Annotated in this window: 21 protein-coding genes; 8 read left to right on the forward strand and 13 right to left on the reverse strand. The window is 72.8% G+C overall.

Features of this window, described 5'->3' with window-relative positions; translation table 11 throughout:
* Positions 1-13: 13 nt before the first annotated feature.
* The gene (locus ACWEN0_RS35600; protein ID WP_451983758.1) at positions 14-691 is read right to left on the reverse strand and encodes a TetR/AcrR family transcriptional regulator; all 678 of its coding nucleotides are present in this window, start codon (positions 689-691) and stop codon (positions 14-16) included.
* Positions 692-807: 116 nt separating this feature from the next.
* On the opposite strand from ACWEN0_RS35600, the gene ACWEN0_RS35605 reads away from it, so the two are divergent.
* The 3 genes from ACWEN0_RS35605 to ACWEN0_RS35615 are packed head-to-tail and all read left to right on the forward strand — an operon-like array spanning position 808 to position 3,206.
* Positions 808-1,710, forward strand: coding sequence for an SMP-30/gluconolactonase/LRE family protein (locus ACWEN0_RS35605; protein WP_451983760.1), 903 nt, complete (start codon positions 808-810; stop codon positions 1,708-1,710).
* A 26-nt stretch (positions 1,711-1,736) separates the two neighbouring features.
* Positions 1,737-2,726 (forward strand): LLM class flavin-dependent oxidoreductase, encoded by a 990-nt coding sequence (locus tag ACWEN0_RS35610; protein WP_451983762.1) that lies wholly within the window; start codon positions 1,737-1,739, stop codon positions 2,724-2,726.
* 42 nt (positions 2,727-2,768) lie between these two features.
* A complete protein-coding gene (locus ACWEN0_RS35615) occupies positions 2,769-3,206 on the forward strand; it encodes a VOC family protein (protein WP_451983764.1) in 438 nt (145 codons plus the stop codon).
* A gap of 157 nt (positions 3,207-3,363) precedes the next feature.
* On the opposite strand, the gene ACWEN0_RS35620 is transcribed toward ACWEN0_RS35615, so the two are convergent.
* A complete protein-coding gene (locus tag ACWEN0_RS35620; protein WP_451983766.1) occupies positions 3,364-3,939 on the reverse strand; it encodes a TetR/AcrR family transcriptional regulator in 576 nt (191 codons plus the stop codon).
* A gap of 96 nt (positions 3,940-4,035) precedes the next feature.
* Here ACWEN0_RS35620 and ACWEN0_RS35625 point away from each other — a divergent pair, with 96 nt between their 5' ends.
* Positions 4,036-5,085: an aldo/keto reductase gene (locus ACWEN0_RS35625; RefSeq protein ID WP_451983768.1), complete on the forward strand. Its 1,050-nt coding sequence runs from the start codon at positions 4,036-4,038 to the stop codon at positions 5,083-5,085.
* A gap of 57 nt (positions 5,086-5,142) precedes the next feature.
* Here the strand turns inward: ACWEN0_RS35625 and crcB (ACWEN0_RS35630) are convergent, their stop codons facing one another.
* From crcB (ACWEN0_RS35630) to ACWEN0_RS35665, 8 genes are all read right to left on the reverse strand, one after another.
* Complete coding sequence (gene crcB / locus ACWEN0_RS35630) at positions 5,143-5,511, reverse strand: fluoride efflux transporter CrcB (protein ID WP_451983770.1); 369 nt, start codon at positions 5,509-5,511, stop codon at positions 5,143-5,145.
* The gene (locus ACWEN0_RS35635) at positions 5,508-5,849 is read right to left on the reverse strand and encodes a DUF190 domain-containing protein (protein WP_451983772.1); all 342 of its coding nucleotides are present in this window, start codon (positions 5,847-5,849) and stop codon (positions 5,508-5,510) included. Before ACWEN0_RS35635 ends, crcB (ACWEN0_RS35630) begins: the two co-directional genes overlap by 4 nt.
* Positions 5,846-6,340, reverse strand: coding sequence for a fluoride efflux transporter CrcB (gene crcB, locus ACWEN0_RS35640; RefSeq protein WP_451983774.1), 495 nt, complete (start codon positions 6,338-6,340; stop codon positions 5,846-5,848). Before crcB (ACWEN0_RS35640) ends, ACWEN0_RS35635 begins: the two co-directional genes overlap by 4 nt.
* Before the next feature lie 165 nt (positions 6,341-6,505).
* Positions 6,506-6,853 carry a DUF190 domain-containing protein gene (locus ACWEN0_RS35645; protein WP_451983891.1) on the reverse strand — a complete coding sequence of 116 codons (348 nt, stop codon included), beginning with the start codon at positions 6,851-6,853 and terminating at the stop codon, positions 6,506-6,508.
* A gap of 126 nt (positions 6,854-6,979) precedes the next feature.
* Positions 6,980-8,944, reverse strand: coding sequence for a glycosyltransferase (locus ACWEN0_RS35650; protein ID WP_451983776.1), 1,965 nt, complete (start codon positions 8,942-8,944; stop codon positions 6,980-6,982).
* The gene (locus tag ACWEN0_RS35655) at positions 8,941-9,744 is read right to left on the reverse strand and encodes a DUF998 domain-containing protein (RefSeq protein ID WP_451983778.1); all 804 of its coding nucleotides are present in this window, start codon (positions 9,742-9,744) and stop codon (positions 8,941-8,943) included. Before ACWEN0_RS35655 ends, ACWEN0_RS35650 begins: the two co-directional genes overlap by 4 nt.
* Before the next feature lie 56 nt (positions 9,745-9,800).
* On the reverse strand, positions 9,801-11,186 hold the full coding sequence (locus tag ACWEN0_RS35660; protein WP_451983780.1) for a HAMP domain-containing sensor histidine kinase: 1,386 nt from the start codon (positions 11,184-11,186) through the stop codon (positions 9,801-9,803).
* Positions 11,183-11,878 (reverse strand): response regulator transcription factor, encoded by a 696-nt coding sequence (locus ACWEN0_RS35665; RefSeq protein ID WP_451983782.1) that lies wholly within the window; start codon positions 11,876-11,878, stop codon positions 11,183-11,185. Before ACWEN0_RS35665 ends, ACWEN0_RS35660 begins: the two co-directional genes overlap by 4 nt.
* 150 nt (positions 11,879-12,028) lie before the next feature.
* Between ACWEN0_RS35665 and ACWEN0_RS35670 the strand changes: the two genes are divergently transcribed.
* Entirely contained in the window at positions 12,029-12,466 is a 438-nt protein-coding gene (locus tag ACWEN0_RS35670; protein WP_451983784.1) for a DUF1707 SHOCT-like domain-containing protein, read from the forward strand.
* A gap of 57 nt (positions 12,467-12,523) precedes the next feature.
* Here the strand turns inward: ACWEN0_RS35670 and ACWEN0_RS35675 are convergent, their stop codons facing one another.
* Positions 12,524-15,547, reverse strand: a complete 3,024-nt coding sequence (locus ACWEN0_RS35675) for an MGH1-like glycoside hydrolase domain-containing protein (RefSeq protein WP_451983786.1) — start codon at positions 15,545-15,547, stop codon at positions 12,524-12,526.
* A gap of 257 nt (positions 15,548-15,804) precedes the next feature.
* Here ACWEN0_RS35675 and ACWEN0_RS35680 point away from each other — a divergent pair, with 257 nt between their 5' ends.
* The 3 genes from ACWEN0_RS35680 (at position 15,805) to ACWEN0_RS35690 (ending at position 22,898) form a co-directional block, all read left to right on the forward strand.
* The gene (locus tag ACWEN0_RS35680; protein WP_451983788.1) at positions 15,805-16,731 is read left to right on the forward strand and encodes a hypothetical protein; all 927 of its coding nucleotides are present in this window, start codon (positions 15,805-15,807) and stop codon (positions 16,729-16,731) included.
* 60 nt (positions 16,732-16,791) lie between these two features.
* Positions 16,792-21,888, forward strand: a complete 5,097-nt coding sequence (locus ACWEN0_RS35685; protein ID WP_451983790.1) for a phosphotransferase — start codon at positions 16,792-16,794, stop codon at positions 21,886-21,888.
* 89 nt (positions 21,889-21,977) lie between these two features.
* Positions 21,978-22,898, forward strand: coding sequence for an outer membrane protein assembly factor BamB family protein (locus tag ACWEN0_RS35690; RefSeq protein WP_451983792.1), 921 nt, complete (start codon positions 21,978-21,980; stop codon positions 22,896-22,898).
* Here the strand turns inward: ACWEN0_RS35690 and ACWEN0_RS35695 are convergent.
* Entirely contained in the window at positions 22,885-25,161 is a 2,277-nt protein-coding gene (locus tag ACWEN0_RS35695; protein ID WP_451983794.1) for a non-ribosomal peptide synthetase, read from the reverse strand. The two genes, ACWEN0_RS35690 and ACWEN0_RS35695, sit on opposite strands and share 14 nt — an antisense overlap.
* The gene (locus ACWEN0_RS35700; RefSeq protein WP_451983796.1) at positions 25,158-25,871 is read right to left on the reverse strand and encodes a thioesterase II family protein; all 714 of its coding nucleotides are present in this window, start codon (positions 25,869-25,871) and stop codon (positions 25,158-25,160) included. The genes ACWEN0_RS35695 and ACWEN0_RS35700 overlap by 4 nt, the downstream gene beginning before the upstream one ends.
* Positions 25,872-26,012 lie beyond the last annotated feature (141 nt).

Raw genomic sequence — 26,012 nt, forward strand, 5'->3', positions numbered from 1 at the left:
TCGTGGGCCGAGGTCAGGCGCCGAGCATCCGGGCGGCCAGCTCGGCGTACGACTCGCCCAGTGCCTCGGGCGAGTCCGCGCCGTCCAGGCGGTACCAGCGCACCAGGTCGACGCCGAGCGACAGGATCGCGCGCACCGCGCGGTCGATGTCCGGCACGTCGAAGACGCCCTCGCGGGCGCCGCGCTCCACCGCGGCCTGGAAGGTCGCGGAAAACCGCTGCCGGAGGTCGAGGATCTCGGCGAGGTGTTCCGGCTCGAGTGCCGCCAGCTCGTACTGGCAGACCCGCGCCACGGTGTGGTGGCGGGCGTGCCAGGACACGTGCCCGGCCACCAGGCGGCGGACGTGGTGGCGGGTGTCGCCGTCGTCGTGCTGCGACGTCAGGGCCGCGAGGGCTCGCTCGTGGCCCGTCCGTGCGATGTGGAACAGCACGGCTTCCTTCGACGCGAAGTGCACGTACAGCGAACCGGGGCTGAGGCCGACGACGGCGGTGATGTCGCGGGTCGTGGTGGCGTGGAAACCCTTGCCGGCGAAGCACTGCACGGCCGAGGACAGCAGCGCGCGGGCCACCGGGGAGGTGTCCTCGCCCCAGAACTCGCCAGGGACGGTCTCGGGCCCGAGGGCGGTCGTGAGCTCCGTCGCGGCCGCCACCGGGTACCGCCCGCCGCCGCGACGGCGCTCTGTCCCCGGCATCGCGGGTCTCCCTCCGACTTGACACTGCCCGGCCCCGGAGTCATGGTAACTGGGCGCTCAGTTAGTGGGCGCGAAGACCTGCCGAACTGTCGACGATGACGTAAGGAGAGGTCGCGATGGGATCTGGGCCCGCGGCCAGGCAGCCGGCCGTCGTACTCGACGGCTTCTCGTACCTCGAGTGCCCCCGGTGGCACGACGGCCGGTTGTGGGTGTCGGACTTCTACACCGAGAAGGTCGTCGCGATCGACGCCCGCGGCGAGACCGAGGTCATCGCCGAGGTGCCGCAGCAGCCGTCCGGCCTCGGGTTCCTGCCCGACGGGCGCCTGCTGATCGTGTCCATGCGCGACCACCGCCTCCTCGTGCGCGACGGACCGGGCAAGCTCACCGAGCACGCCGACCTGTCCGGAGTGGTCTCCGGGGTGCTCAACGACATGGTCGTCGACGCCCGCGGCCGCGCCTGGGTGGGCAACTTCGGGTTCGACCTCATGGGCGGCGCGCCCCTGCGCCACACCACGCTGACCCGCGTCGACGCCGATGGCAGCGTCGCCGTCGCCGCCGAGGACCTCGGGTTCCCCAACGGCATGGTGATCCTCGGCGACGTGCTGGTCGTCGCCGAGACGTTCGCCGGCCGGCTGACCGCCTTCGACATCGGCGAGGACGGCGAGCTGAGCGGGCGGCGCGTCTGGGCGCAGTTCGGCGAGACCCCGAAGACCGAGGACGTCGGCGAGGCGGTGCAGCTCCTCGAAGTGGCCCCGGACGGCATCTGTGCCGACGCCGAGGGCGCGATCTGGGTGGCTGACGCCCTGCACAACCGCGTGCTCCGGGTCGAAGAAGGCGGCCGGATCCTCGAGGAGATCGATGCGGGCACGGGCGTCTTCGCCTGCATGCTCGGCGGCGCCGACGGGCGGACGCTGTACCTCTGCGCGGCGCCCTCCTTCGCCGAGCACGAACGCCGTCCGGTCCGCGAAGCCCAGCTGCTCGCGGTCGACGTCGAGGTCCCGCACGCCGGCCTGCCCTGATCCCGCAGCGTGAACCGGAGGGTTCCATGGACGTCTCCTGCGCTTTCCCGACCGCACTCGACTCCCCGGACCACATCGCCCTGGCCGAAGAGCTCGGCTACGAACGGGCGTGGGTGTACGACACCCCGCAGCAGAGCCCCGACGTGTGGATGACTCTCGCGCTGGCGGCCGAACGCACCGAGCGGATCGGCCTCGCGCCGGGCGTGCTGGTGCCGAGCCTGCGCCACCCGATGGTCAACGCCGCGGCGACCGCCACCCTCGCCGCGCTGGCACCCGGCCGCGTCGCGGTCTCCTTCGGCACCGGGTTCACCGGCCGCCGCGCCATGGGGTACCGCGCGATCACGTGGTCCTACATGGAGTCCTACATCCGCGCCTACCGCGGTCTCCTGCAGGGTGACGTCGTCGAGTGGGAGGGGGCGCAGATGCGGATGCTGCACCCCGGCGGCCACGCTCCCGCCCGGCCCGTCGACGTCCCCGTCCTGATCGGGGCGCTGGGACCGAAGGGGCACAAGGTCGCCAGGGAACTGGGCGACGGGCTGTACGTCACGCTGCAGCTGCCCGAGTTCCTGAGCGAGTACTCGTGGGTGCCCTACCTCGTGTGGGGCACGGTGCTCGACGACGGCGAGGCCACGGACACCGAGCACGCGCGCCGGGCCGCCGGGCCCGGCTGGGCGCTGGCCTACCACGGCGCCTACGAGTTCGGCGGCGCCTCCGCCGTGCGCGAACTCCCGGGCGGCGCGGAGTGGATGGCCGTGGTGGAGCGGACGCCGGAGGGCCGACGGCACCTCGCTGTCCACACCGGACACTGCGTCGAGCTGGGCGAGGCCGACCAGGCGGCGTGGCAGGCGGGTGGCCACACGATGCTGCGCGACGTGACGATGAGCGGCACGCGCGAAGAACTGCGGGACCGGCTGGCCGAGGTCGCCGCCCGGGGCGTCACCGAAATCGTGTTCCAGCCGTGCGGGCCGGACGTCCGCTCCGAGCTCGAGCGCTTCTTCGACGCCGCGAACGGCTGAGCACGACCAGGCCGCCCGGCCCGGCTCGGTAGCATGCGAACCATGGCCATCAAGCTCGAGAACGTCGGCATCACCGTGCGCGACCTCGAAGCAGCGATCTCCTTCTTCACCGACCTCGGGCTCACGGTCGTCGGCCGTGACACGGTCAGCGGTGCGTGGACCGACACCGCCGTCGGGCTCGATGGCAACCACGCGAAGATCGCGATGCTCCGGACGCCGGACGGTCAGGGGCACCTCGAGCTCTTCGAGTACCTCCACCCCGAAGCGATCGAGTCGGATCCCACCCGTCCCCACGAGATCGGCATGCACCGGGTCGCCTTCTCGGTCGACGACATCGACCAGGCCCTCGAGACGGCCGCGAAACACGGGTGCCGTCCGCTTCGCGGCGTGGCCACCTACGAGGACGCCTACAAGCTCACGTACGTCCGCGGTCCCAGCGGCATCATCGTGATGCTCGCCGAGGAGCTGAAGAAGAGCTGACGTCAGCCCGGACCCGACTCCGGCGCTGAGTTCATCGAGCCGCCGTGGGGTTCGAAACCGCTGTGCGCGACGGGCTTCGGGGGCGACCTGGTGTCGCGGCGGCCCGCCCGCGGGGCAGCAGGCGTACGCCGTCGCCCGCTGACCACCCGCGGCGCCCTCAGACCGGCTGCGGCGGCGCCTGCAGCCCGGAAAACACGGCCGCGACGAGCCGCCGGCCCTGGGCCGCGCCCTCGTCGTCGTTCGGGACGCGCCACAGGAAGCTCATCAGCATGATGATGTCCGCGGGGTCGTGCCCGGGGGCGATCGTGCCCTCGGCGACGCAGGCGTCGACCAGCTTGGCCACCGCCGCCGTCGCCGGGGCCCACGAGGCGCTGATCAGGTCCTGGGCCGCGTCGCTGTGCAGCGCGTCGCCGAGGCCGTGCTTGATGCGGATGTAGGCGGAGAGCGTCTCGAACCACTCGATGAACGCGGCTTTGGCGGACGGCTGGCGGGCCAGCACGTCGTCGGCCGTCGTCGTCAGCTGCTCGATGTCGTGCTGGTAGGCCGCCAGGATCAGGTCTTCGCGGGTGGGGAAGTGCCGGTAGAGCGTGCCGGCGCCGACCCCCGCGTGCTTCGCGACCTCGCTCAGCGTCACGAGCGGGTTCACCGCGAACAGCTCGTGTGCGGCGTCGATGATCGCGCCGCGGTTGCGTGCCGCGGCCTTGCGCTGGGTGCCGTACGTCCCTTCTTTCATGCCCCGATCATGCCTCATCTTTGACATGCGGAGAATCCTCCGCTAGTTTGGCGGGCAGACGCGGAGAATCCTCCGCATGTTCGGCTGGGAGAACTGATGCAGTACGTGAAGCTCGGCACCACCGGTCTCGACGTCTCGCCCATCGCGATCGGCGCGATGACGTACGGCGAGCCGGACCGCGGCCACCCCGTCTGGTCGCTGGGGGAGGAGGACGCGCGCCCGCTGGTCAAGCACGCCCTCGAAGCGGGTATCAACTTCTTCGACACGGCGAACATGTACTCCAACGGCTCCAGCGAAGAGATCCTCGGCCGCGCGCTCCGGGACTTCGCCGACCGGGACGACGTCGTGATCGCCACCAAGCTGCGCCACCCGATGCGCCCGGGGCCCAACGGCCGGGGGCTGTCCCGCAAGGCGATCATGACGGAGGTCGACCACTCGCTGCGCCGGCTCGGCACCGACTACATCGACCTCTACCAGGTGCACCGCAACGACCACGCGACACCGCTGGAGGAGACCCTCGAGGCGCTCAGCGACCTGGTGAAGGCGGGCAAGGTCCGCTACCTCGGCGCGTCCTCGATGCCCGCGTGGGAGTTCGCGAAAGCCCTGCACCTGCAGAAACAGCACGGCTGGGCGCGGTTCGTGTCCATGCAGGACCACTACAACCTGCTGCACCGCGAGGAAGAGCGCGAAATGATCCCGCTGTGCCTCGACGAAGGCGTCGGCACGATCATCTGGAGCCCGCTGGCCCGCGGCCGGCTGGCCCGGGCGTGGGACGACGCCAAGGCGACCGCCCGCGCCGAGACCGACGGCGACTTCGCGGACCTGCTCTACTCGCCGAGCGAGGAAGCGTCGAACCGCGCGATCGTGGCGGCGGTCGGGAAGGTCGCCGCCGCGCACGGGGTGAGCCGTGCGCAGATCGCGCTGGCCTGGCTGCGCCGCCAGCCGGTGGTGACCGCCCCGCTGGTCGGTGCCGGATCACTGAGCCAGATCGACGACGCCGTGGCGTCGCTGGACGTGGAGCTCACGGACGACGAGGTCAGGTCGCTCGTCGCGCCGTACACACCGAGGTACGACTGGCAGGGCATCTCCGACGAGGCCGAGCTGGACGCGATCCGCGCCCGCGTACCCGGCATGGCCTTGAAGTAGCCGCGATGTCGCGGAGTGCTTCGGCCCTCCCTTGGGCGACCTTCAGGCCTGGGGCGGTCAGACCACGAGCGCGTGCACGGTCGTGTAGCCCAGCAGGGCCGCACCGAGCCCGGCGACGACGCTCACCCCGACGTTGGCGACGGCGTAGAAGTAGCTGCGCTGCTCGACCAGCCGCAGCGTCTCGTAGCTGAAGGTGCTGTAGGTGGTGAGAGCGCCGCAGAAACCGGTGCCGACCAATGCCGTCACCGAGGCCGGCACCGCGAGGCCGCCGCCGGCCAGGCCGCCCAGGACGAGGCAGCCGGCCAGGTTCACCGTGAAGGTGCCCCACGGGAAGAGGCTGTCGTGGCGGCTCTGCACGAGGCGGTCGGTGAGGTAGCGGGCGGGCGCGCCGACGATGGCGCCGAGGAAGACGAGAGCGAGCGTCATGACTTCGGTTTTCCCTGGTAGCGGCGGACCTGCACCTCGTCGATCAGGACCGTGCCTTCGGCGATGAGCTCGTCCAGTTCGGGCAGGAACGCGCGAATCCGCGCTTCGGTATCGATGATCAGCACGAGCACGGGAAGGTCTTCGGTCATGCTGAGCAGCCGGGTGGTGTGGATGGTCGACGAGCTGCCGAAGCCCTCGCAGCCCCGCAGCACGGTGGCGCCGGCGATCCCGGCCCGGCGGGCGCGTTCGACGATCTCGTGGTGGACCGGCCTGTGGTGCCACAGATCGTCCGCGCCCACGAAGATCGACAGCCGCAGCGCCGGCTCGGTCGCGATCATGTCAGGTCTCCTCGGCGGCGGACGGTGCCGGCGGCCGTGCGCGTCAGCCAGACGCCCAGCACGACCGCGATCAACGCCGCCAGCAGGGTTCCGGCCAGGTAGCCGAAGGCGAGGACGACGGTCCCGGGTTGCAGCAGCGCGCGGGTTTCCGTGGCGTAGGTGGAAAACGTGGTGAACCCGCCGAGGAGACCGACGCCGAGAAAGGGGCGGACGAGGTGGTGCGCGGTCCAGATCTCGGTGATCAGCACCATCAGGATGCCGATGAGGAAGCAGCCGGCGACATTGGTGAGGAAGGTGCCCAGCGGAAACCGGCCGGGGACCGTCGGCCACACCTGGGCGACGCCGTACCGGGCGAGCGCGCCCAGGCCGCCGCCGAGGGCGATCACGAGCAGGATGCTGCCGTGGGTCCGGACCAGCTCCCGGCGGTGCCCGCGGACGTGCAGGTCGACGTCGGGATCCACCGGGTCGGTCAGCTCGATTTCGCTGCTCACGCATGCCTCCTACTTGGACCGTGGTCGTGCTGGTCAAGTAGGGACCGTTGGCGGGCGGGCCGCGGTTCTTCCGGTGTCCCGGAGCGGCGAGCCCCACCGCCGCTACCGCGAGTGTAGAGGAGGCCCCGAAGGCGGCGGCACCGCGGTGTCCGGTGGGGCACCGGATCAGCTCGACGACCACCAGTGCGCGCGCCGGGGCGGCGGCCGGGTGTAGCGGATCGCCTCCACCGGGTCGAGCGCGACCAGGCCGCTGAGGTCGAGCTCGTCCAGCTGGGGCAGGAACCGGCGGACCCGGTCCTCCTCGTCGGCGATGAGGATCAGGAGCGGCAGGTCGTCGCTGAGCCGGAAGAGGTGCTCGGTGTGCACGCGCGACGTCGCGCCGAAGCCTTCGACCCCGCGGATGACTGTGGCGCCCGCCAACCCGGCCTGGTGGGCGCGGTGCACGATTTCGGCGTAGAGGGGCTTGTGGTGCCACTGGTCGGTCTGCTCGACGAAGATCGACAGGCGGAGCATGGTTCCGGTGGTCTTCACGGCGGGCTCCTCCCGGTCACCGGGCGGATCCGTCGCCCGCGTCCAGTACACGCGCGCCGGGCCGGACGGGTCAAGCACCCCGGTCCGGGCACCCGGCGAGCGTGTTCGTCACGCGGCTTGGCCGACCGCGGACGGGGCGGGAAGCAGGATCCGGTACTGCGCCTCGAACCTCGCCAGCGCGCCCTCGACGTCGTGTCCGGCGACGATGGCCCGGGACGTCTCGCCCATGCGGGCCCGCTGGTCCGGATCCGCGGCCAGGTCGGCGAGCCAGCGCGAAATCGTCGTGATCGCGCCGGGTTCGAAGAGGTAGCCGTTCTCGCCGTGGTGGACCAGGTGGGGCAGGGCGAGCGCGTCGGCGGCGACGACCGGCAGGCCCGCCGCCATGGCCTCCATCGTGGCTAGGCTCTGCAGCTCCGCCGTGCCGGGCATGCAGAACACGTCGGCTTCGGCGTACCGGCGGACGAGGTCGGCGTCGGAGACGAAGCCGTGGAACGTGACGCGATCGGCGACACCCAGCTCGGCGGCGAGAGCTTCCAGGTCCGGCCGCCGGGTGCCGTCGCCGACGAGGTCCGCCCGGATGTGCGGCAGCGGGGCCAGCGCGCGCAGGAGCTGGTCGATGTTCTTCTCGGCATCCAGCCTGCCGACGAACAGGACGGACATCGGCCCGTCGGCCGGGCGTGCGGGGGCCGCGTAGTGCGCGAGGTCGATGCCGCAGGACACGACCTGCACCGGCCGGTCGAACCCGATCCCGGCCAGCACCTCGGCGGCCCTCGGCGTCGGCGTGGTGACGATGCGCGCGTGGCGGTAGACGCGGACCAGGTCCTGCCACGCCCAGCGGGCGAGCGCGGCCTTCACGCGGCGGGGGAATGGGGTGTAGCCGAGCAGGTTGTCCGGCATGAAGTGGTTGGTGGCCATGCCGGGGATGTCGCGTTCGGCGGCGGTTTCGAGCAAGGCGCGGCCGACGCCGAAGTGGGCCTGGACGTGGACGACGTCCGGGCGCAGCCGGTCCAGGAGCGGCCCGGCCTCCTTGCGGGCGCCGCCGGGCGTGCAGAACCGGTAGTCGCCGTGGAACGGGATCGCGCGGGAGCGGAGGCGGTGGATCGTGTAGCCGTCGCGCTGCTCGGTGCGGGCGGGGCCGTCGTCGGAGGGGCAGACGACGTGGACGTCGTGGCCGCGGCCGGCGAGCCCGCGGGCCAGGCGCGCGGCGAAGAACGACGCGCCGTTGATGTCGGGCGGGAACGTGTCGGCGCCGATCAGGACGCGAAGGCCGGTCGGGGGCACGGAGTTCTCCTCGGGTTTCGGGCGGATGTGCGGAAGGGCACCGGCGAGCACGCGCACACCGGCGAGAGCGACGGCCGCGGCGATCGCGGCGGCGGGTTGCGGGCCTTCGCCGTAGGCCAGCGCGGCCACGGCAACGGCGGTGAGCGGATCGAGCACGGTCGTGGTCCCGACGACGACGGCGGTGGACCCGGCGGCATAAGCCCGGTGCAGCAGAACGCCGCCGGCGCCGAGCAACAGCAGGGCCTGACCGCCGAGCACCACCGCCGTCGCAGGGGATTGAGCCGCGGCGGCATGCACGACGGACGAGCCGAGCCCGAACAGAACGGCCGCGGCCGTCAGAGCACAGCCGACCCGGGCGAACCACGCCAGAGCGGCAACACCGAAGCCGACGACGGCCACCGTTTCGGCGGTGCCCGCTCCGATCGCCGCGACCGGGGCGGACGAGGCGGCGAGGAGCACGAACCCGGCCACGCCCGCCACGACGAGCACCACGGCGACGAGCACCCGGCGATCCCGGCGTCCGAAAAGGACGGTCAGCACCAGGCTGAACACCCCGAGCGGCTGCACGACCGGAAGGGACGCCAGCGAGAGCGCGACAACGTGCAGCAGACTGCCACCGACGGCCAGGGCGGTGCCCGTCCACCAGCCGGGGGAGCGCAGCAGCCGGGCGAGCGCCCGCAACCCGGGAGCGCCCGCCGTGGCCAGACCACCGACCTCGGCATGCTGCCGAGCGGCGGCGACCGCGAACAGCGTGGCGCCAAGCAGCGCACAGACAACGGCGAGCACGGTCACCGGATCGCCTCCGAATCGCTCACGGGTTCGGCGCGCACGGCCTGCTGCGGCGGCCCCGCCGCTCGCTCCGGATTGCTCGTGGGTTCGGCCCGGTCGGCTTGGTGGGTCGGCGGCGCCGTGTGTTCCGGGTCGTGCGTGCGATCGGCCTGCTGCGGCAGCCCCGCCGCGCGCCCTGGATCCGCCGCGACCCGCCTGAGTGCGGTCGCCGTCGTCGCGACGATCAGGAACTCCGCCAGCAGTGCCGCCCGCTCCAGCAGCCCGGCCGGGAGCCAGCCGACCAGCTGGGCCAGGCCGAACGCCGTCGCCGTCACCACCCCGGCCACCGCCGCCCGCCGTAGGGCCGGGGCGAGCGCGCGCCACCGCGGTTCCGCTCGCAGGCGGGTGCTCAACGCCCAGGCCGCGAGCGGCAGGCTGGCGAACAGCACCGCCCCGCCCGCTCGGTGGACCTCGCCCGACACCGTGACGTCCGCGGTGCTGACGTTGCTGCGGAACACCAGGACCACCACGAGCCCCGCCGTCCAGGACAGGAACAGCGCGGTGACCAGCGGGCTGCGCGGCAGGGCGGCGAGGTGGGCCGCGACGGCGAGCGCGACCGCCGCGGCGAGGAGGAGGACCAGGGCCACCTCGAACAGCACGCGCCCGCCGCGGTGCCAGGCGTAGTCGCTCACCGGGTCGCGCCACGGGCTGACCTTCCCGGCGAACCCCAGCGTCAGCCCGGCGATGATCGCCTGCGCGACGACGGCCATGACCAGCGTCAGCGTCGCCGGCGAGGGGGGCGAAAGCGTGGTCCGGGGAGTCACAAGTCAGACGGTGCTGGCCGTCCATGAGAGTTCGATGAAGATCGCGCGGGGTTTGCTTAAGAAGCGGCAAGCGGGAGCACCAGGTCGAACCGCGCGCCGCCGCCGTCGGCCCGGGACGCCGTCGCCTGGCCGCCGTGCTGGGCCAGGACCTGCTCGACGATCGCCAGCCCCAAGCCGGAACCGGGGAGCGCGCGGGCGGTGTCGGCCCGGTAGAACCGCTCGAACACGTGCGGCAGGTCGGCCTCGGGGATGCCCGGTCCTTCGTCGTCGACGCGCACTCGCACCACATCGGTGTCCGCCGTCATCGTGACCCGGACCGTGCCGCCGGGCGGGGACCACTTCGCGGCGTTGTCGAGCACGTTCAGCACCGCGCGTTCGAGCGCCGCCGGGCGGGCGGTCACCTCGGCCTCGGCCGATTCGGCTTCGAACGTGACGTTCGGCCACCGCGACCGGGTGCGTTCGACCGCCGAGCCGACGACATCGGCCAGGGCGACGCGTTCCACCGCCTCGGTCGGCCGTTCGCCGGTGGACAGGTCGACCAGCTCGCCGATCAGCGCCGTCAGCTCGACGGCCTGGGTGTCGAGGTCGGCCAGCAGCCGCGAGCGGTCCTCGGCCGACAGCTCGCGCTGGGGGTTCGCGTCGGCGTGGATCAGCAGCTCGATGTTGTTGCGCAGGCTCGTCAACGGCGTGCGCAGCTCGTGCCCGGCGTCCTCGACCAGCCGCCGCTGCTCGTCGCGGGAGCGGCTCAGCGCGGTCAGCATCTCGTTGAACGACGTGGCCAGCCGCCCGATCTCGCCGGACGCGGTGACGTCGATGGCCGCCGACAGCTCCTGGGTGCGCGCGATGTTCTCGGCCGCCGAAGTGAGGTCGTCGACCGGCTGGAGCGCCGACCGGGCGACCGCGCGGCCGACCACCGTGGCGCCCAGCACACCGGCGGCGGACACCACGAGCAGCCAGAAACCCAGCCGCCCCAAGCTGTCTTCGACGTCCTCGGAGTCCTGGGCGACCTGGACCGTGCCGCCGTCGGACCGCGGGGCCGTCCACATGCGGAACCGGTCGCCCTCGACGACGTGGACGTTGGCCGCCCGGCCGACGGAGTACGGCGCGTCCGGCGGCGGAGGCGGTAGTTCCGGCTTCGCGCCGGCGATCCCGGTGACGGCCCCGGCGGCCGAGCGGAACTGGACGGTCAGGCCGTTGGACCGGTCGGGCCCGGGCCTGTTCACGGTCGACCGCAGGGTCGAGAGTGCTTCCTCCGGCGAGGAGGCTTTCGCCGCGAGCTGGGCGTAGGACTGCAGCCGGGCGTCGAACTGGTCGTAGAGGTCGGCCCGCGTGATGCTCCACGAGATCGCCGACACCGTGACCACGGCGAGCGCCACCGCGCCGGCGACCAGGACGCCGAGCCGCGCGCGCAGGGACAGCTTCTTCCAGCGGGGCCGTTTCACAGCGGTTCCTCACGCAGCACGTAGCCGACCCCGCGCACGGTGTGCAGCAGCCGGGACTCGCCCCCGGCCTCCAGCTTCCGGCGCAGGTAGCTGACGTAGACGTCGAGGCCGTTGGACGCGGTGCCGAAGTCGTAGCCCCACACGTTTTCGAACATCACCGTGCGGGTCAGCACGATCCGCGGGTGGCGCAGGAACGTCTCGAGCATGGCGAACTCGGTGCGGGTCAGGTGCAGGGCGCGGCCGCCGCGGAACACCTCCCGCGTCGACGGGTCGAGGGTGACGTCCCCGAAGCGCAGCGCGGCGGGCGCGGGCGGCTCGGCCGGCGAGTTGTACTCGGTGCGCCGCAGCAGCGCCCGCACCCTGGCCAGCAGTTCCTGCAGGGCGAACGGCTTGACCAGGTAGTCGTCGGCGCCCGCGTCGAGCCCGGCGACCCGGTCGGTCACGGCGGTCCGCGCGGTCAGCATCAGGACGGGCACGGTGTTGCCTTCGGCGCGCAGCACCCGGCACACCTCGAGGCCGCCGAGCACCGGCATCGTGACGTCGAGCAGGACGCCGTCGGGCTGTTCGTCGCGGATCATCGCGAGCCCGGTGGCGCCGTCGCCCGCGATGGAGACCCGGTAGCCCTCGAACCGCAGCGTGCGCGACAGCGAATCCTGCACGGCCGTCTCGTCGTCGACGATCACCAGGTGCACCCGGCGTCCCTCCGCTCTTCCCGTGATGACACAGGGTAACTGTAGTCGAGGGTGCCGCGGGCGGGTGGAACTCTCATCGAAGATTAACGTTCGCCGCCGTTTCCGCGGTTAGCCTCGGAAGAAGTGTTCGCCGGAGCGAAAGAGGAAATGATGAGCGAGAACGCGCCTGGGACGAAGGTGCCGGAAGGGATCCGCTGTTCGGATGCGGAACGTGAGCAGGTCCGCGCCGCGCTCTACGCGGCGGCCGGGGAAGGCCGGCTGACGATGGACGAGGTGGAGGAGCGCCTCGGGCGGCTCGAGGAGATCCGCTACCGGCACGAACTGGCCGCGGTGACCGCCGACCTGCCCGCCCCCGAGCCGACGGCACTGCACGGCTGGCGCCAGATCCTGACCGCGGTCGGCGCCGCACTCGCGGCCGAGTTCGCGATCCTGCGCGGCCGGGCACCCGCCCCGACCCCCGGCCGCCGGCGGCTGCTGATCGCGCTGACCGTCCTCATCGGACTGCTGATCGCGGCAGCCCTGGTGGCCGGCACCCTGCACGGCTTCGAGCCGGACCGCTTCGACGGCCGCGAACTCGGCCGCGGCTGACGGATCGGCCGGTCTCGCTCGCGGTCGGGCGGGGGAGCCCGCCGGCCGCGACCGCGCTCAGCCGGTCTCACCCGCCGTCAGCACTCGGTTCCACACCTGGACGCCGTCCACGCTGCCCGGCCAGAAGTCGCTGTGGTTTCCGCCGGAGACCGCGCGGCCGATCGCCAGGGAACCCGGTGCCGCGTCGCCGGCGGGCTGGCTCCACTTCTTGGCCTGGGCCACGCCGTCCACGTAGAGGACGTAGGTGCCCTCGTCCGCGTCGTGGACGCCTACCAGGTGGTACCAGCGCCCCGGCTGGGGTGCGACGTCCGACAGGGCGCGGCCTTCACCGGTCGAGAACGCCAGGCGGTCGTCGGCCGCGGAGTACTGCAGGTAGAAGCCGCTGCTCACCGGGCCGTCCTGGCTGACCGCCGTGGCCCACGAGCCCGTGTGGTCGAGCCGGACCCACGCGCCGACCGAGAAGTTGCCGGTGGTGTCGACGACGGGGCCGGTCGTCTCCGCGTACTGGCTCGAGCCGTTGAGCTGCACCGCGCTCCCGCTGACGCCCGGGACCCAGGCCGGGGCGCCGGTCAGGGCGGCGTCGTGCGTTCCCGCGCTGTCGTGGGCGACTGTGCCGTTGCCTTCGTCGAAGCTCCACGCGCCGACCGGGTCGTGCTGCCCGGCCGGGTGGGCGATCTGCAGGTTCTGCCGCCGGTGCGTGCTCTCGGGCCGGCCGCCCGGGCCGCGGTAGGACGCGGTCGCCGTGAGCGCCGCGGCACTGCCCGGCGAGGCGCCGGGGGGTGCCGTCAGGGTGTAGGTCCACGTCCGGGACTGGCCGGGCGGGATCGTGGCGGCGGGCCGCCCGGCGGGCGCGACCGCCCAGCCGTCCGCGACGGCGACGTTCACCTGCGGTGCCACGAGCGGGCTGCCGGTCGTGTTCCGCACGGTCACCGTGAGCGGCGTGCTCCCGTTGACCGTGACCACGCCGGTCGCGCCGGCCGGCCCGACGTCGATCCGCGCGTCCGGGCTCGACGGCGACCACGCCTGCAGCTCCGTGACGCCGACGAACGCACCCGGCGGGTTGGCGAAGACGAGCCGCACCTTGCTGGTGGTCAGGGCCGGGAAGGTGATCCGGTTGACGCCGTTGCCCACCGGGCTCGCCGGGGCCCGGACCTGGCCGGGCACGTCCTGCCAGGCCGAGCCGGTCCAGTACTGCAGGCTGTAGGCGGCCGCCGGTTTGACGCCGCCACCGTCGTCGTAACCGCTCCAGCGAACGTCGGAAACCTGGGTGGGCGCACCGAAGTCGACGCCGTAGAAGTCGTTGGCGTTCGGCGAGCTGTAGTTGGTCCAGCGGGTGTTCTCGGGCACCTCGTCGTACCAGACCTTGCCGTCGAGGGCGCTCCACGCGTTGTCGTTCGGCCACGTGTAGGACGTGATCGGCTGGGGATAGCCGGTGCGCACCGGGTTGGCGGCGTCGTTCACGAGGTCGTCGGACCGGGGGAGCACAGCGCGCCCGACGTCGATGGTGGTGGCCCGCAGCGTCGCCGAGCGCTGGACGAGCCGGCCGTCGACGTACAGGCGCATCCCGGCGCCCTGGCCGTAGTGCGTGCCGTCGCGGTCCCACAGCACCGTCACGTTGTGCCCGTGGTACGGCACGTTTTCGGCCGCGAAGTGGTCCCAAGTGGACGGTGTGAGCGGCCGGACGTCCAGGGTGTCCCCGGACTGCGGGCGCAGCCCGATCAGCCCCGAGAGGACGAGGTCGGTGTAGGTCGAGTGGTTGTAGTCCTCGCTGTGGTTCCGGCCGTCGTAGATCCACGCGTCGCGGTCCGGGTCGTGGGCCTCGGCGACGTAGGGCCGGCCGTTCTTCGTCTGGGTCCGGGCGTAGGTGGCCAGCGCCGCCGCGTAGTCCTCTTTGGACACGGACTGCTGCGCCGGGTACTCGTCGAGCAGGTTCGCCAGCCCGGTCAGGGTTTGCGAGGTCGCGAACGGCCAGCTCGGGCCGTCCCAGCGGCAGCAGCCGCCGGCGTCCTTCATGAAGAACGGGCTGCGGCGCTCGGCCGTCGTCGGGCCGAAGGGGCTCGCGAAGCCGTTGGGGTCGAGCAGTTGTGACCAAGCCGCGGAGTCACGCGGGTCGGCGGCGCCGAACATCCACGGGACGTACCCGATCTCCTCGCGGCTGCCGGACAGCTGGTGACCCGGGTTGCCGTCACGCGCCATGGCGTAGTAGAAGCCCCGCTTCGGGTCCCACAGCCACTTCTGCATCGACGTCTTGAGCTTCGCGGCGCGCTCGGCGTACTCGGTGGCGAGCTTGTGGTCGCCGACGGAGTCCGCGATGCGGCTGATCGCGACGGCGTCGCCGTACTGGTAGGAGTTGAGCGTCGGGCGGTAGCCGGCCCCGCCGTGGTAGGGATCGGGCGACTCGTAGGACGACGCCGAGAACTCCATCGCGTCCCAGACCGGCACCGACCAGTACAGCCCGAGGCCGGAGTCGTACTGCTTGTCCCAGCCGCGGTACTGGCGCACGAGCGCGGGCAGCAGCTCCCGCAACGGCCCGAAGTCGCCGGTCACCTGGGCCTGGCCGTAGGCGGAGCTGGCCAGCCAGACGCTGTACTCGTGCGCCCAGTCGGTGGTGTCGGCGTTGACGTCGTCGGTCGCCGGCTTGGCGCCCGCACCGGGGCCGGTGAGCCAGAAGCGGAGGTAGTCCTGGCTGTAGCCCGGGTCGCGCAGCCAGCGCCCTTCGGTCAGCTGGTGCCCGGCGGCCGCGTTGATCGCCTGGTAGGGCGCGGCGTACCCGCAGCAGTCGAGGAACTCCGTCGAGATCCAGCCGTCGGCCGGATCGGTGTAGCGCAGGTGCTCCTTCCAGACGCGCCAGCGGTAGTAGTAGACGCTCTGCATGGTGGCGTCGGGCAGGTCGACGAAGGGGATGTTCGCCTCGTACCACCCGGGGTCGGCGTACCCGGCCAGAGGGGCGGAGTGGTCGAGGAAGTGCGTCCCCGCGGTCGGCGGGGCGACGTCCCCGGACGCGTCCGCGACACCGGCGAACGCCAGCTGCGCGAGCAGGCCCACCACGACCAACCAGGTTCTGCCCCAGGACCGCCGCATCGGACCTCCAGCGCGTTACAACGTTGTAAAAACTCAGGTTCGACCACTATCGCTCAGAAATCCTCAAAAGGGAACACCCAGTTCGCCCGGCTCGAGGCGGCGGGCAGATCTGGCCGGCGGACCGGATCTTGGACGCGGAACTCGCGTCTCGGCGCACGGCTAACCTGAGCGGGTGACCGCTCGTGACGCGCTCGTGGCCGCCGCGCTGCTCCCGCTTGCCGCGGAGGCCGGGATCACGGCGGAGGTGCTCGGGTAGCGTGGCGCGATCGCAGGCCTTCGAACGGTTCCTGGCCGCGGTGACCGCACCCGTCGGTCTCACCAGGGACTCCCTCGACGAGATCCCCGGCATCGGCGTGCTCTTCGACCTGGTCGGCGAAGAACGCGTGGCGGCGGAGGACATCCTCATCGCCAAGCTCGCCACCGGGGACGGGCGCGCGGCCGTCGCCCTCGCCGAGGCCGGCTGTGCCCGGGCCATCCCCGCGCTCGTCGAAACGGCTTCCGGGGCGGCGCCGGCCGTGCGGGTCGCCGCCGCGAGGGCGTTGCTCGAGCTGGGCGACCGGTCCGGCGAGCGCGCCGTGATCCGGTTGTTGCGCGCCCACGAGGGCACCGGCTTCGACCGCGGCGCCGCCGTCCGGTTGCTGGCCGCGTTCCCCGGCCCGGACCGGGAAATCCTGTTCGAGGTGATGGCGACCGACCCGGATCCCACGGCGAGGTCCGAGGCCACGGACGCGCTGCTGCACCTCGTCGGGCTGGACGACGAGGTGCGCTACGGCGATGTGCTGCTGAGCGCCGGCGGGCGGCTGCTGTCGGCGTTGACGACCGTGCAGTCCGAGGCGCTGGCCGAACTGCGGGAGATCGTCGCCCAATGGAAGGCGGGGGAAACGGCCGAGGACCTGGGCCTGACCTGGCGGTCGCAGAACAGGGCCGTGCGCCGGTTCGCCGACAGCATCGACAGCGGCCGGCCCGACCTGCGCACGCACGGACTGGACGACGTGACCGGCCGGGACCGCACCCTCGTCGAGAACCTCGTGCTGCTGCGCCTGCACGCCGATCGCCGCGCGGTCCGGGCCGCGGGCACGCTCGGGGTGCGCCGGGCGGTCGAGCCACTTCGGGAGCTGCTCGCGTCGGCCGAAGGCCACGCCCGCGCCGAGATCGAGTCCGTGCTGGACGTCCTGACGCGGTGAACACCCCGGTGACGTCGCGGTGACGTCCCGGTCGCGCGTCCTCTGCCATCCTCGGGCCCGATGCCGGTCCCCGTGAAAGCCCCGCGGCCGCGCGCCGTGTCGCCCGCCGTGGCGCCCGTAGCCCTGCCGCGACGACCGGAGACCCGCGGTGCTCTGGATCCCGGGCCCGCGGACGTCGTCCGCGCGCAGTCCGTGGTGGGCAACTCGGCCGTCTCGGCGGTGCTCGGCGGGCAGCCGAAGCCGGGGGCGTGGGCCGCGCGGATGCGGGTGGACGCGCAGCGGCTGGTCGGGAACCAGGCCGTCGCGAGCCAGGCGCCGCCCGTCCGGCAGACGCCCGTCCGGCAGACGCCCGTGCCGCCCGCCCGGAAGCCCCCGGCGCCGGTCGAGCCGAAGGCCGGGCCCGCTGCCGCGGACCCCAAGGACAAGGCGGACCCGCCCACGGCGGAACGTCCGGAGAAGCAGGCCCCGAAGGAGAAAGCGGCCGGCCCGCGCAGCCCGGGCGCGGACCCGAAGTTCCAGGCACTGAAGAAGGACGTCGGCGCCAAGAAGAAGACCGTCGCCGCGAGCCACCCGCCCCCGCGGACCGAGGCGGGCGCGGCGCAGGCGGCCGCCGTCGCCCCGGCCGACGACCGGGAAGCCCGCGGCAAGGCGGCCCACGCCGAGGACATGGCCGCCGCACAGCCCAAGGCGTTCGACAAGCAGGCGTTCGTCGACGCCGTGAAGAAGGCGGTCGCCGACAAGGCACCCAAGAACCTCGACGAGGCCGACAAGTTCGGGGAGTCGGGCCAGGCCGGCGAGATCAAGACCGAGGTCCAGGGCAAGGTCGGCGAGGGAAAGGACGCGTCGGCGAAGGAGATCGCCGACACCACGGCGGCCCCGCCGGAACCCGCGCCGGACGCCAAGCAGGTCGTCCCCCTGGCACCGGACAAGGTGCCCGCCAAGCCCGGCCCGCCGAACCCGGACCAGGCCGCGCCGGACACCCTGCCGCCGTCGGCCACCGACCTGTCCGCCGGTCCCGCGCGGATCGACCGGCAGCTGGCCGCCGCGGACGTCACCGAGCAGCAGCTGAAGTTCCCGAACTCGCGGGAGAGGCAGTTCGACCAGGCCGTCCAGGACAAGCAGGCGATGGACGCGCATTCGGAGGCGGCGCCCAAGAAACTGCGGGCCGGCGAACACCGCCGGATCGGCGAGGTGAAGGCCGACGCGGCCGCCCGCGGGTCCGCCACCATGGCCGGCATCCACGCGAGCCGCGTGGCGACCGGCCGGCGCGTCGGCACCGGGAAGGCCGGCACCAAGAAGACCGACGAGGACAAGCGGAAAGAGGTCACCGACCTCCTGCAGAAGGTCTTCGACCGGACGAAGTCCGACGTCGAGCAGATCCTCACCGACCTCGACAAGAAGGTCGACGACCGGTTCACCACCCAGGAGAAGAGCGCCCGCGACCAGTTCACGCGGGAGCACGAAGACGGGATGCGCCGCTACAAGGACGAGCGGTACGGCGGCTGGGACGGCTGGCTCAAGTGGGGCCGCGACCTCTTCGCGGGCCTGCCCGAGGAGGCCAACCGCATCTACGAGCGCGCCAAGGACCACTACCTGGGCGCGATGGACCGGATCATTTCCGACATCGCGGACCTGGTGGAACGCGAGCTGCGCCGCGCCAAGGACCGGATCGCCGGCGGCCGCGGGGAGCTCCGGGCCGCCGTGGACAAGCTGCCCGCCGATCTGCAGGCGATCGGCCGCGAGGCCGCCACCGGGTTCGCCGGGCAGTTCGACGAGCTGAAGGACACCGTCGACGACAAGGGCACCCAGCTCGTCGACACGCTCGCCACGAAGTACACCGACGCGGTCAAGGCCGTCGACGACGAGATCGCGGCCGAGAAGGAGAAGAACAAGGGCCTGGTCGCGAAGGCGGCGGACGCCATCGGCGGGGCGCTCACCGCGATCGTCGAGCTCGGCCGGATGCTGCTGGGCGTCCTGGCCAAGGCGGTCAGCGCGATCGGCGCGATCCTCAAGGACCCGGTCGGGTTCCTCGGCAACCTGGTCACCGGCGTCGGCGGCGGGCTGAAGCTGTTCATCCGCAACGCGGGCAAGCACCTCGAGCAGGGCGTGCTGGCGTGGCTGCTGGGCACCGCCGCCACGGCCGGGCTCCAGCTGCCGACGACGTTCGACATCGCCGGCATCCTGGTGATGATCGCGACGCTGCTCGGCATCTCGTGGCCGAACATCCGGTCGCGGCTGGTCCGCAAGGTGCCGGAAAAGGCCGTCACCGCCGCCGAGGCCGCCCTGCCGGTGCTGGTGGAGGTCAAGCGGCGGGGCGTGCCGGGCGTGGTCGACGACGTCAAGGCCCGCGTCGGCGACCTGAAGAAGACCCTGATCGACGACCTGGTGTCCTACCTGCTCCCGACGATCGTCATCGCCGGGATCACCTGGATCCTGTCGCTGTTCAACCCGGCGTCCGCATTCATCCGCGCCTGCAAGCTGATCATCGACATCATCCGGTTCGTCGTGCTGAACGCCCGGCAGATCGTCGACTTCGTCAACGCCGTGCTCGACGCCGTTCTCGCGATCGCCCGCGGCGGCACGGGCGGCGTGCCCGCGCTGGTCGAACGCGCGCTGGCCCGCGCCGTCCCGGTCCTGATCGGCGCGCTCGCCGCGTTGCTCGGCATCGGCGGCATCGCGGGCAAGGTCCGCGAGATCTTCCAGAAGCTCTCCCGGCCGGTGAACCGCGCGATCGACTGGGTCGTCGACAAGATCGCCGGACTGGTGAAGAAGCTCTGGGCCAAGCTCAAGCCGAAGCGGCCGAAGCCGCGGCGGCGCAGGCGGCCGGACGACCACGCGCCCGCCCGGCCTCCACGCCGTCAAGAACCGCGTCGCGACAAGAAGGACGAGTCGCAGCAGCGCAAGAAGCTGATGGCCGCGCTGCACGAGGCGGGCCGGCTCGCCGACCGCGTGTCCGGTGACCAGGCCGCCGTGCGGCGCGGGCTGCCCGCGATCAAGGCCAAGCACCACCTGACGATGCTGACCGTGACCGCCCGGGCCGGTGCCGGCGAAGCGGTGCTGTTCGTCTTCGACGGCGCGATCAACCCGCGTGCCACCTTCGAACACCTGGCCAACGACCACTACCTCGCCGAGGCGCAGCGGGCCTACAAGCGGTCGAACCCCGCGGACAGCCTCGAATTCGCCATCGACGACATGCCGGGCCGGATGGGCGCCACCGTGCCCGGGCTGAAGAAGGTCATCCGGCTCGGCGAGTCGCAGGCGCGCAAGTACGCCGAGAAGTGGGTCGTCGAAGGCAAGCTCAGCCGGAAGGTGACGGCGCGCGGCCGCGTGGTCTACAGCTTCGTCCACCTGACCGACGTCGACCTTCGGGTGCCCTTCGACCACCCCGAGCGGCCGAAGTGGATGGCGGGCGCGGCGAAGATCCGCCTGTCGGCCACGACGGGCGGCCGCCTCTGGTACCTGGTCATCGCCGGGCTGCGCGACCACCGGCCGGACTACTTCGAGGTCGTCGCGGACACGCTGATGCGCGGCATGCGGATCGCGCCGGGCAAGGGCGCGCTCTGGTCGAAGGGCGTCGACCTGAGCGACTACGCGGCCGGCCTCGGGTTCGTCACGCTGGAGACGCAGGAGTTCTACAACGTCACCGAGGGCCTGGTGCTGCTCGACAACTGGGCCGTGGTCCGGCCGCTGTGGGTGACGTTCTCGAGGCGGTACGCCGGCAGCCTGCGCAAGGAGATCCACATCTTCCTGCGGCAGTTCCTGGCCTCTTCGGTGCTCGTCGAAACCGAGCTGCCCACGGTCCGGCGGATCATGCGGTCGACCGGCCGGTCCATCGCCCTGAAGTTCCACGGCATGGACTGGGGTGACGACCCGGCGAAGATCCTGGAGAACCCGGTGCCCGGGTACTGGCGGGAGCTGCTGGCCGACGGCACGGCCCTCAAGGAAGGCCGGCAGCACGTCCTGGACGAGGCGGGCGCGACGGCCGCGACGACGCAGGCGCGGCTGCGGTTCACCACCAGCCAGGCGAACAAGCGGGCGGCCGCCACCCGGACACCGAGCGGGGACGTCGGCCCGGACGCGCTGGACCGGCTGATGTCGTCGCTGCCGGTGGTGTCGACCACCGATACCGAACTGCGGAGTTTCGCCCGGACCTCGGTCAACGCCGCCGGGGACGTGCAGCTGGTGAAGGTCGGTGGCGGGTTCTCCGGCGCACCGGTGCGCCGGATCCTCGACACCCGCGGCAAACTGCTCGGCGTGCTGAAACTCTTCCCGAGCCGCGAACAGTTCGCGATGGAGCTGTCGGCGCTGGCGCGGCTGGGCCGGGTGCGGATCGTCGGCGGCCGGGCGGTGGCCGCGCTGGGGGTCGCGCGGGCTTCGCTGCCGGCCACCACGGGCATCGTGGTCACGAGCGCGGCGCGGGGCCACGACGTCGAAGGGATGATGGAGGAGACGGGCGCCACGCCGAGCGGACCGGAGCGCCGCCGGCTGTTCGCGGAGCTGAGCGCGGCGGTCGCCGGGATCGGGCGCACGCTCGCGCAGCTGCACACCACGCCGAAGGGGTCGGGTACGCCGGTCGCGTCCGCGTTCCTGAAGCGGCACATCGACGACATGGTGGCGCGCCGGGACCGGCTGCCCGGCCTCCGCGACGAGCTGGCCGTCGCCGGGATCGACGTGGGCGCGCTGCAGTCGCGGATCGACGCGCTGGTCGCCGGGTTCCGCGCGCACCCCGGCGGCTCGGCGCTGGTGCACGGCGACGCGCATCCCGGGAACTACTTCTACGACGCGGCGGCCGGCGTCACCATCATCGACGTCACGACCCTGCACCTGTCCATCGACGCCCGCGGCAACCCGATCGGCGCGCCGTCCCGCGACGTCGGCGTCTTCGCGCAGCAACTGGCGCACTACAGCGTCACGCTGAAGCTGACCCGCGCCGAGGTGGCCACGCTGCAGGCCGTGTTCCGCAGCGCGTACGCGGCCGGCGGCGGAACGGGCACGACGCCGCAGGCCGACGCGTTCTTCCGGGCCAGGGCGTCGCTCGGCTGGCTGATGCGGGCGATGACCGACCTGCACGGCAAGCGGGTGGGCGGGGTACCGGCGACCCTTTCGGTGGCGGACCGGAAGCACGTCCGGCTGGCCGTCGAAGCGTTCGGGTTGTAGTGATGTTTTCCCCGGCGGTGCGGTGGCGCGTCCCCCTGCCGGGAAGGCACGTCGGCGCTATCTCGGTTGGCGCCGGTGGGATGTGTTTCGTGGAAACGGAAAACGGCGTCGTCGCGCTGGAGGGGACCTCGGTCCGGTGGTCTGCTTCGCTCTGGGGGTGCGGGCTGCTCGACGGGGGTCTCCTGGTCGCGGCCGGGGCCGACGGGTACGTGGTGCTGGACCAGGGGACCGGGGTGGTCGTCGGCCAGATCGAGGCGGCCCCGCGGTCCGCGGCCGTTCCGGTCGGCGGTGGGCTCGTGTTCCTGACGGCCGGGGGCGTGCTTCGCGCCACGACGTCGAGTGGTGAGACGCGGTGGGAAGCCGAGGTGTCCGCGTTGACTGCGCCGCTCGCGTGGCACGACACCGTGTTCGTCGCCGAAGACGAGGCGGTGCGGGCGTTCGACCAGTTAGGACGTCCACTGTGGAGAGCCGAAGTGGACGGTGAGGTGGACGGTGCGCTCACCGGTTTGCCGGGACGAGGTGTGCTGGTGCCCGTGCGGGGGGACGACCACGTCGGCTACCTCGAGCTCGGCCCGGGCGGCGAGACCCGGCGAGTGCCCGCTCACCTGCCGCCTGGGGACCTGGTGGTGCCGCTGGCCGGCGGCCTGCTCGCGCTGCCCGGCTGGCCCGAGCGCGACGACCTCGGCGAGCCGCACCCGACGGTGTCCATCGTGGACAGTGACACCGGCGCGGTCCTTCAGCACCAGCGGTTGCGCGCGGAGGTGCGTGGCATCGTCGCCGGCGTCGGCGGGCTGGTCGCCGTCGCGAGCAGCCCGACCTGGGAGTACTGGACGAAGTACCACGGCTGGCCGGGCTTCGACCTGCGCGACGACTGCACCGTGCTGGTCCTCGACGCGGGCGGCCCGCGGGGGACGTGGACGGCGGGCCGGCCCATCACCGGCCCGCTCGCCGTCGCCGCGAACGGGGATCTGCTCGTCCCCGTGTCGGGGGAGCTGGTCAGCCTGGGCTGACGGCCGCGGGGGCGCGGTCCGCCAGGATCGCCGCCACCCCGCGCACCGTGCGGGTCCGGTAGAGGTCGACCACCGCCAGTTCGCCCAGGCCCGCGCGGCGGATGCCGTCCACGATCGTGAACGCCAGCAGGGAATTGCCGCCCGTCAGGAACAGGTCGTCGTCCAGGCTGATGGCGCGGCCCAGGGCGCCCGCCCACAGCTCGCCGACCTGGCGTTGCAGATCGCTCGCCTCGGCCGCGTCCACCAGGCCGAAGTCTTCGCCGTGGGGCTCGGGCAGGCGGGCCGGGTCGAGCTTGCCGTTGGCGTTGACCGGCAGGCCGTCCAGCTCGGTCATCGTCTCCGGCACCATGTACTCCGGCAGCCGCTCGCGGAGCCGCCGGTTCAGCTCGGGGAGGTCCAGCCCGGTGCCGGCCACGTAGGCGTCCAGCCGCTCCGAGCCCGCGCCCTCGCCGCGCCGGCGCACGACCACCGCCGCCGCGCGGACGCCGGGGGCCGACAGCAGGGCCGCGCGGATCTCGCCCAGCTCGACGCGGTGGCCGCGGATCTTGACCTGGTCGTCGAGCCGGCCCAGGTACTCCAGTTCGCCGTCGGGCAGGACGCGGCCGCGGTCGCCCGTGCGGTACCAGCGGGCACCCGGGCGGCCCAGGAACCTGGCCGCGGTCAGCTCGGGACGCCGGTGGTAGCCGTCGACGATGCCGGCGCCGCCGAGCAGGATCTCGCCCGGCACGCCCGGGGGCAGCCGCCGGCCGTGCTCGTCGACGACGTCGACCCGCCAGCCGGGGACGGCCCGGCCGACCGAACGGCTGCCCGCCGCCGCGGCCGCGCGGGTGACCGGGTGCCAGGTACACGCGACCGTCGTCTCGGTGATGCCGTACATGTTGATCACCTGGCAGCGCTGTTCCGGGTACCGCTCGAACCACCGCAGCATCAGCGCCATGTCGAGCGGTTCGCCGCTGAACACGAGCAGCCGCACGGAAAGCCGCTCGGCGCGGTCGGCGTCGACCGCCGCCAGCTGGGTGAACACCGACGGCGTCTGGTTGAGGACGGTGACCTCCTGCGCGGACAGCAGGTCGTGCAGCGCGTGCGCGTCACGGGCGGTCTCTTCGGGGACGATCACCAGCCGGCCACCGGTGGTCAGGCAGCCGAAGATCTCCCAGACCGAGAAGTCCCACGAGTAGGTGTGGAACAACGCCCAGACGTCGGCCGTGCCGAAGCCGAACCCGAACACCCGGGCGGCGTCGAGCAGGCTGCAGATCTGCCGGTGCGCCACCACCACGCCCTTGGGCTGCCCGGTGGACCCCGACGTGTAGATCAGGTACGCGCCGTCGTCGGCGGTCCCGGCCGCCACGAACGGCTCCGCCCGGTCCGTCCACACGCCGTCGTCGACGACCAGCGTGGGCGGTCCCAGCTCGGCGGGGAAGTCCGCGAGGACGAGCGACACTTCCGCGTCCTCGGCGATCTGCCGCAGCCGGGCGGGCGGGTTGCCCGGCGCCAGCGGGACGTAGGCGGCGCCCGTCTTCAGCACCGCGAACATCGCGGCGATCAGCAGTGGCGACCGGGCGAAGCTCAGGCCGACGCGGCTGCCCGGACCGCAGCCGTGCTCGGCGAGCCGGGCGGCGAGGACGTCCGCGGCGTGGCCGAGCTCCCGGTAGGACACCGCGCGGTCCCCGGCCGTCACGGCGATCGCGTCGGGATGTGCCAGCACCCGGCGCTGGATCAGCTCGTGGAGCGTGTGCTCGCCGTCGAGCCAGGCGGGGGCGGCTTCCCCGGGCAGCACCGGCGCCGGGTGCTCGCCGGCGGTCAGGCCGGCCGAGCCGACCGCGGTGCCGGGCTTCCGGACGAAGTGCTCCAGCAGGACGCCGACGCCGTGCAGCAGCCACCGCGCCGCCGTCTCGTGCACGAGTTCGCGCCGGAACCGGCAGCGCAGCCGGCGCGGGTCGGCGACGTCGAGGTCGAGCACCAGCGGAAAGCCCGGCACGCCGATCGCGACCGGCGCCGGCCCGTCGTCGGCCGAAGCGCCGACGAAAAGTGTTGTGCGGTAACGCGAAGCGGGGAGCTCTTCGTCGACCGGGAGGATCCAGGTGCGGTGCCCGCGGTCGTCCGGCACCGCGACCCGCGGGGTCTCCCCGGAGAAGCGGGCCAGCACCGCGGCGGTCGCGGCCGCGAGCGTCCGCGCGTCGGCGGAGGTGCCCGCCGGGAGCGGTGCGCTCACCTCGCCGGTGCCGGATCCGCCGGTGCCGTAGGACATCCACTCGTCGCTCATCGGGCTCCCTCCCGCACCGGGACGTCGAACCAGCCGGCGAGCAGGTCCAGCAGCGCGGTCGCGTCCGGCAGGAAGTACATGTGGTCGCCCGGCAGCTCGGCGACGTCGAAGGACCGGGTCGTCACCCGCGCCCAGCCGGCCAGGTCCGCGCGGGAGACCAGAGTGTCGTCCGCGCCGCGGATCGCCAGCACCGGCACCGGCAGCGAGGAGTCCGCGGGCGCCAGGTACGCCTCGCGCGCCAGGAGGTCCGCGCGCAGCGGCGGCAGGAGGATGTCGCGCAGCTCGGGCTGCGCCAGCGCGGGGTGGGTGTAGCCGATCAGCCGCTCGACGGCCTTGACGAACTCCTCGCCGTCGAGGTCGCGCAGGCCCAGTTCCACCGGGGTCACCGGATCCGGCGCGCCGCTGACGACCAGGCCGGCCAGCCGGAACTCGTCCGTCGCGGCGATCAGCCGGGCCACCTCGAACGCGACCGCGGCCCCGGAACTGTGGCCGAACAGGCCGATTTCGCCGCCGGCCACGGCGGTGCGCCGGATCTGGCCGAGCACGTGCCGGGCCGCGGCGGCGACGTCTTCGTGCGGCGGCAGGCCGAACTGCTCCTCGCGGCCGGCCAGCTGCACCGGGCAGATCTCGATCACGGCGTCCCGCGGCGGTGTCCAGGAACGGTAGACACTCGCGCCGGCGCCGGCGAAGGGACAGCAGTAGAACTTCATGGTTCCCGACGCTAGCCGCGCGGCTCGTGGCGCTCTGCCAGTTCCGCGGCCGCTTTTCGCGGGACGGGCATTCTGCCAGGACGGCGCCTCCTAACCTGGCCGCAGGAACAGAACTGCCCCGGGAAAAAGAATCCGATGGGT

Source organism: Amycolatopsis sp. NPDC004378 (assembly GCF_053602455.1).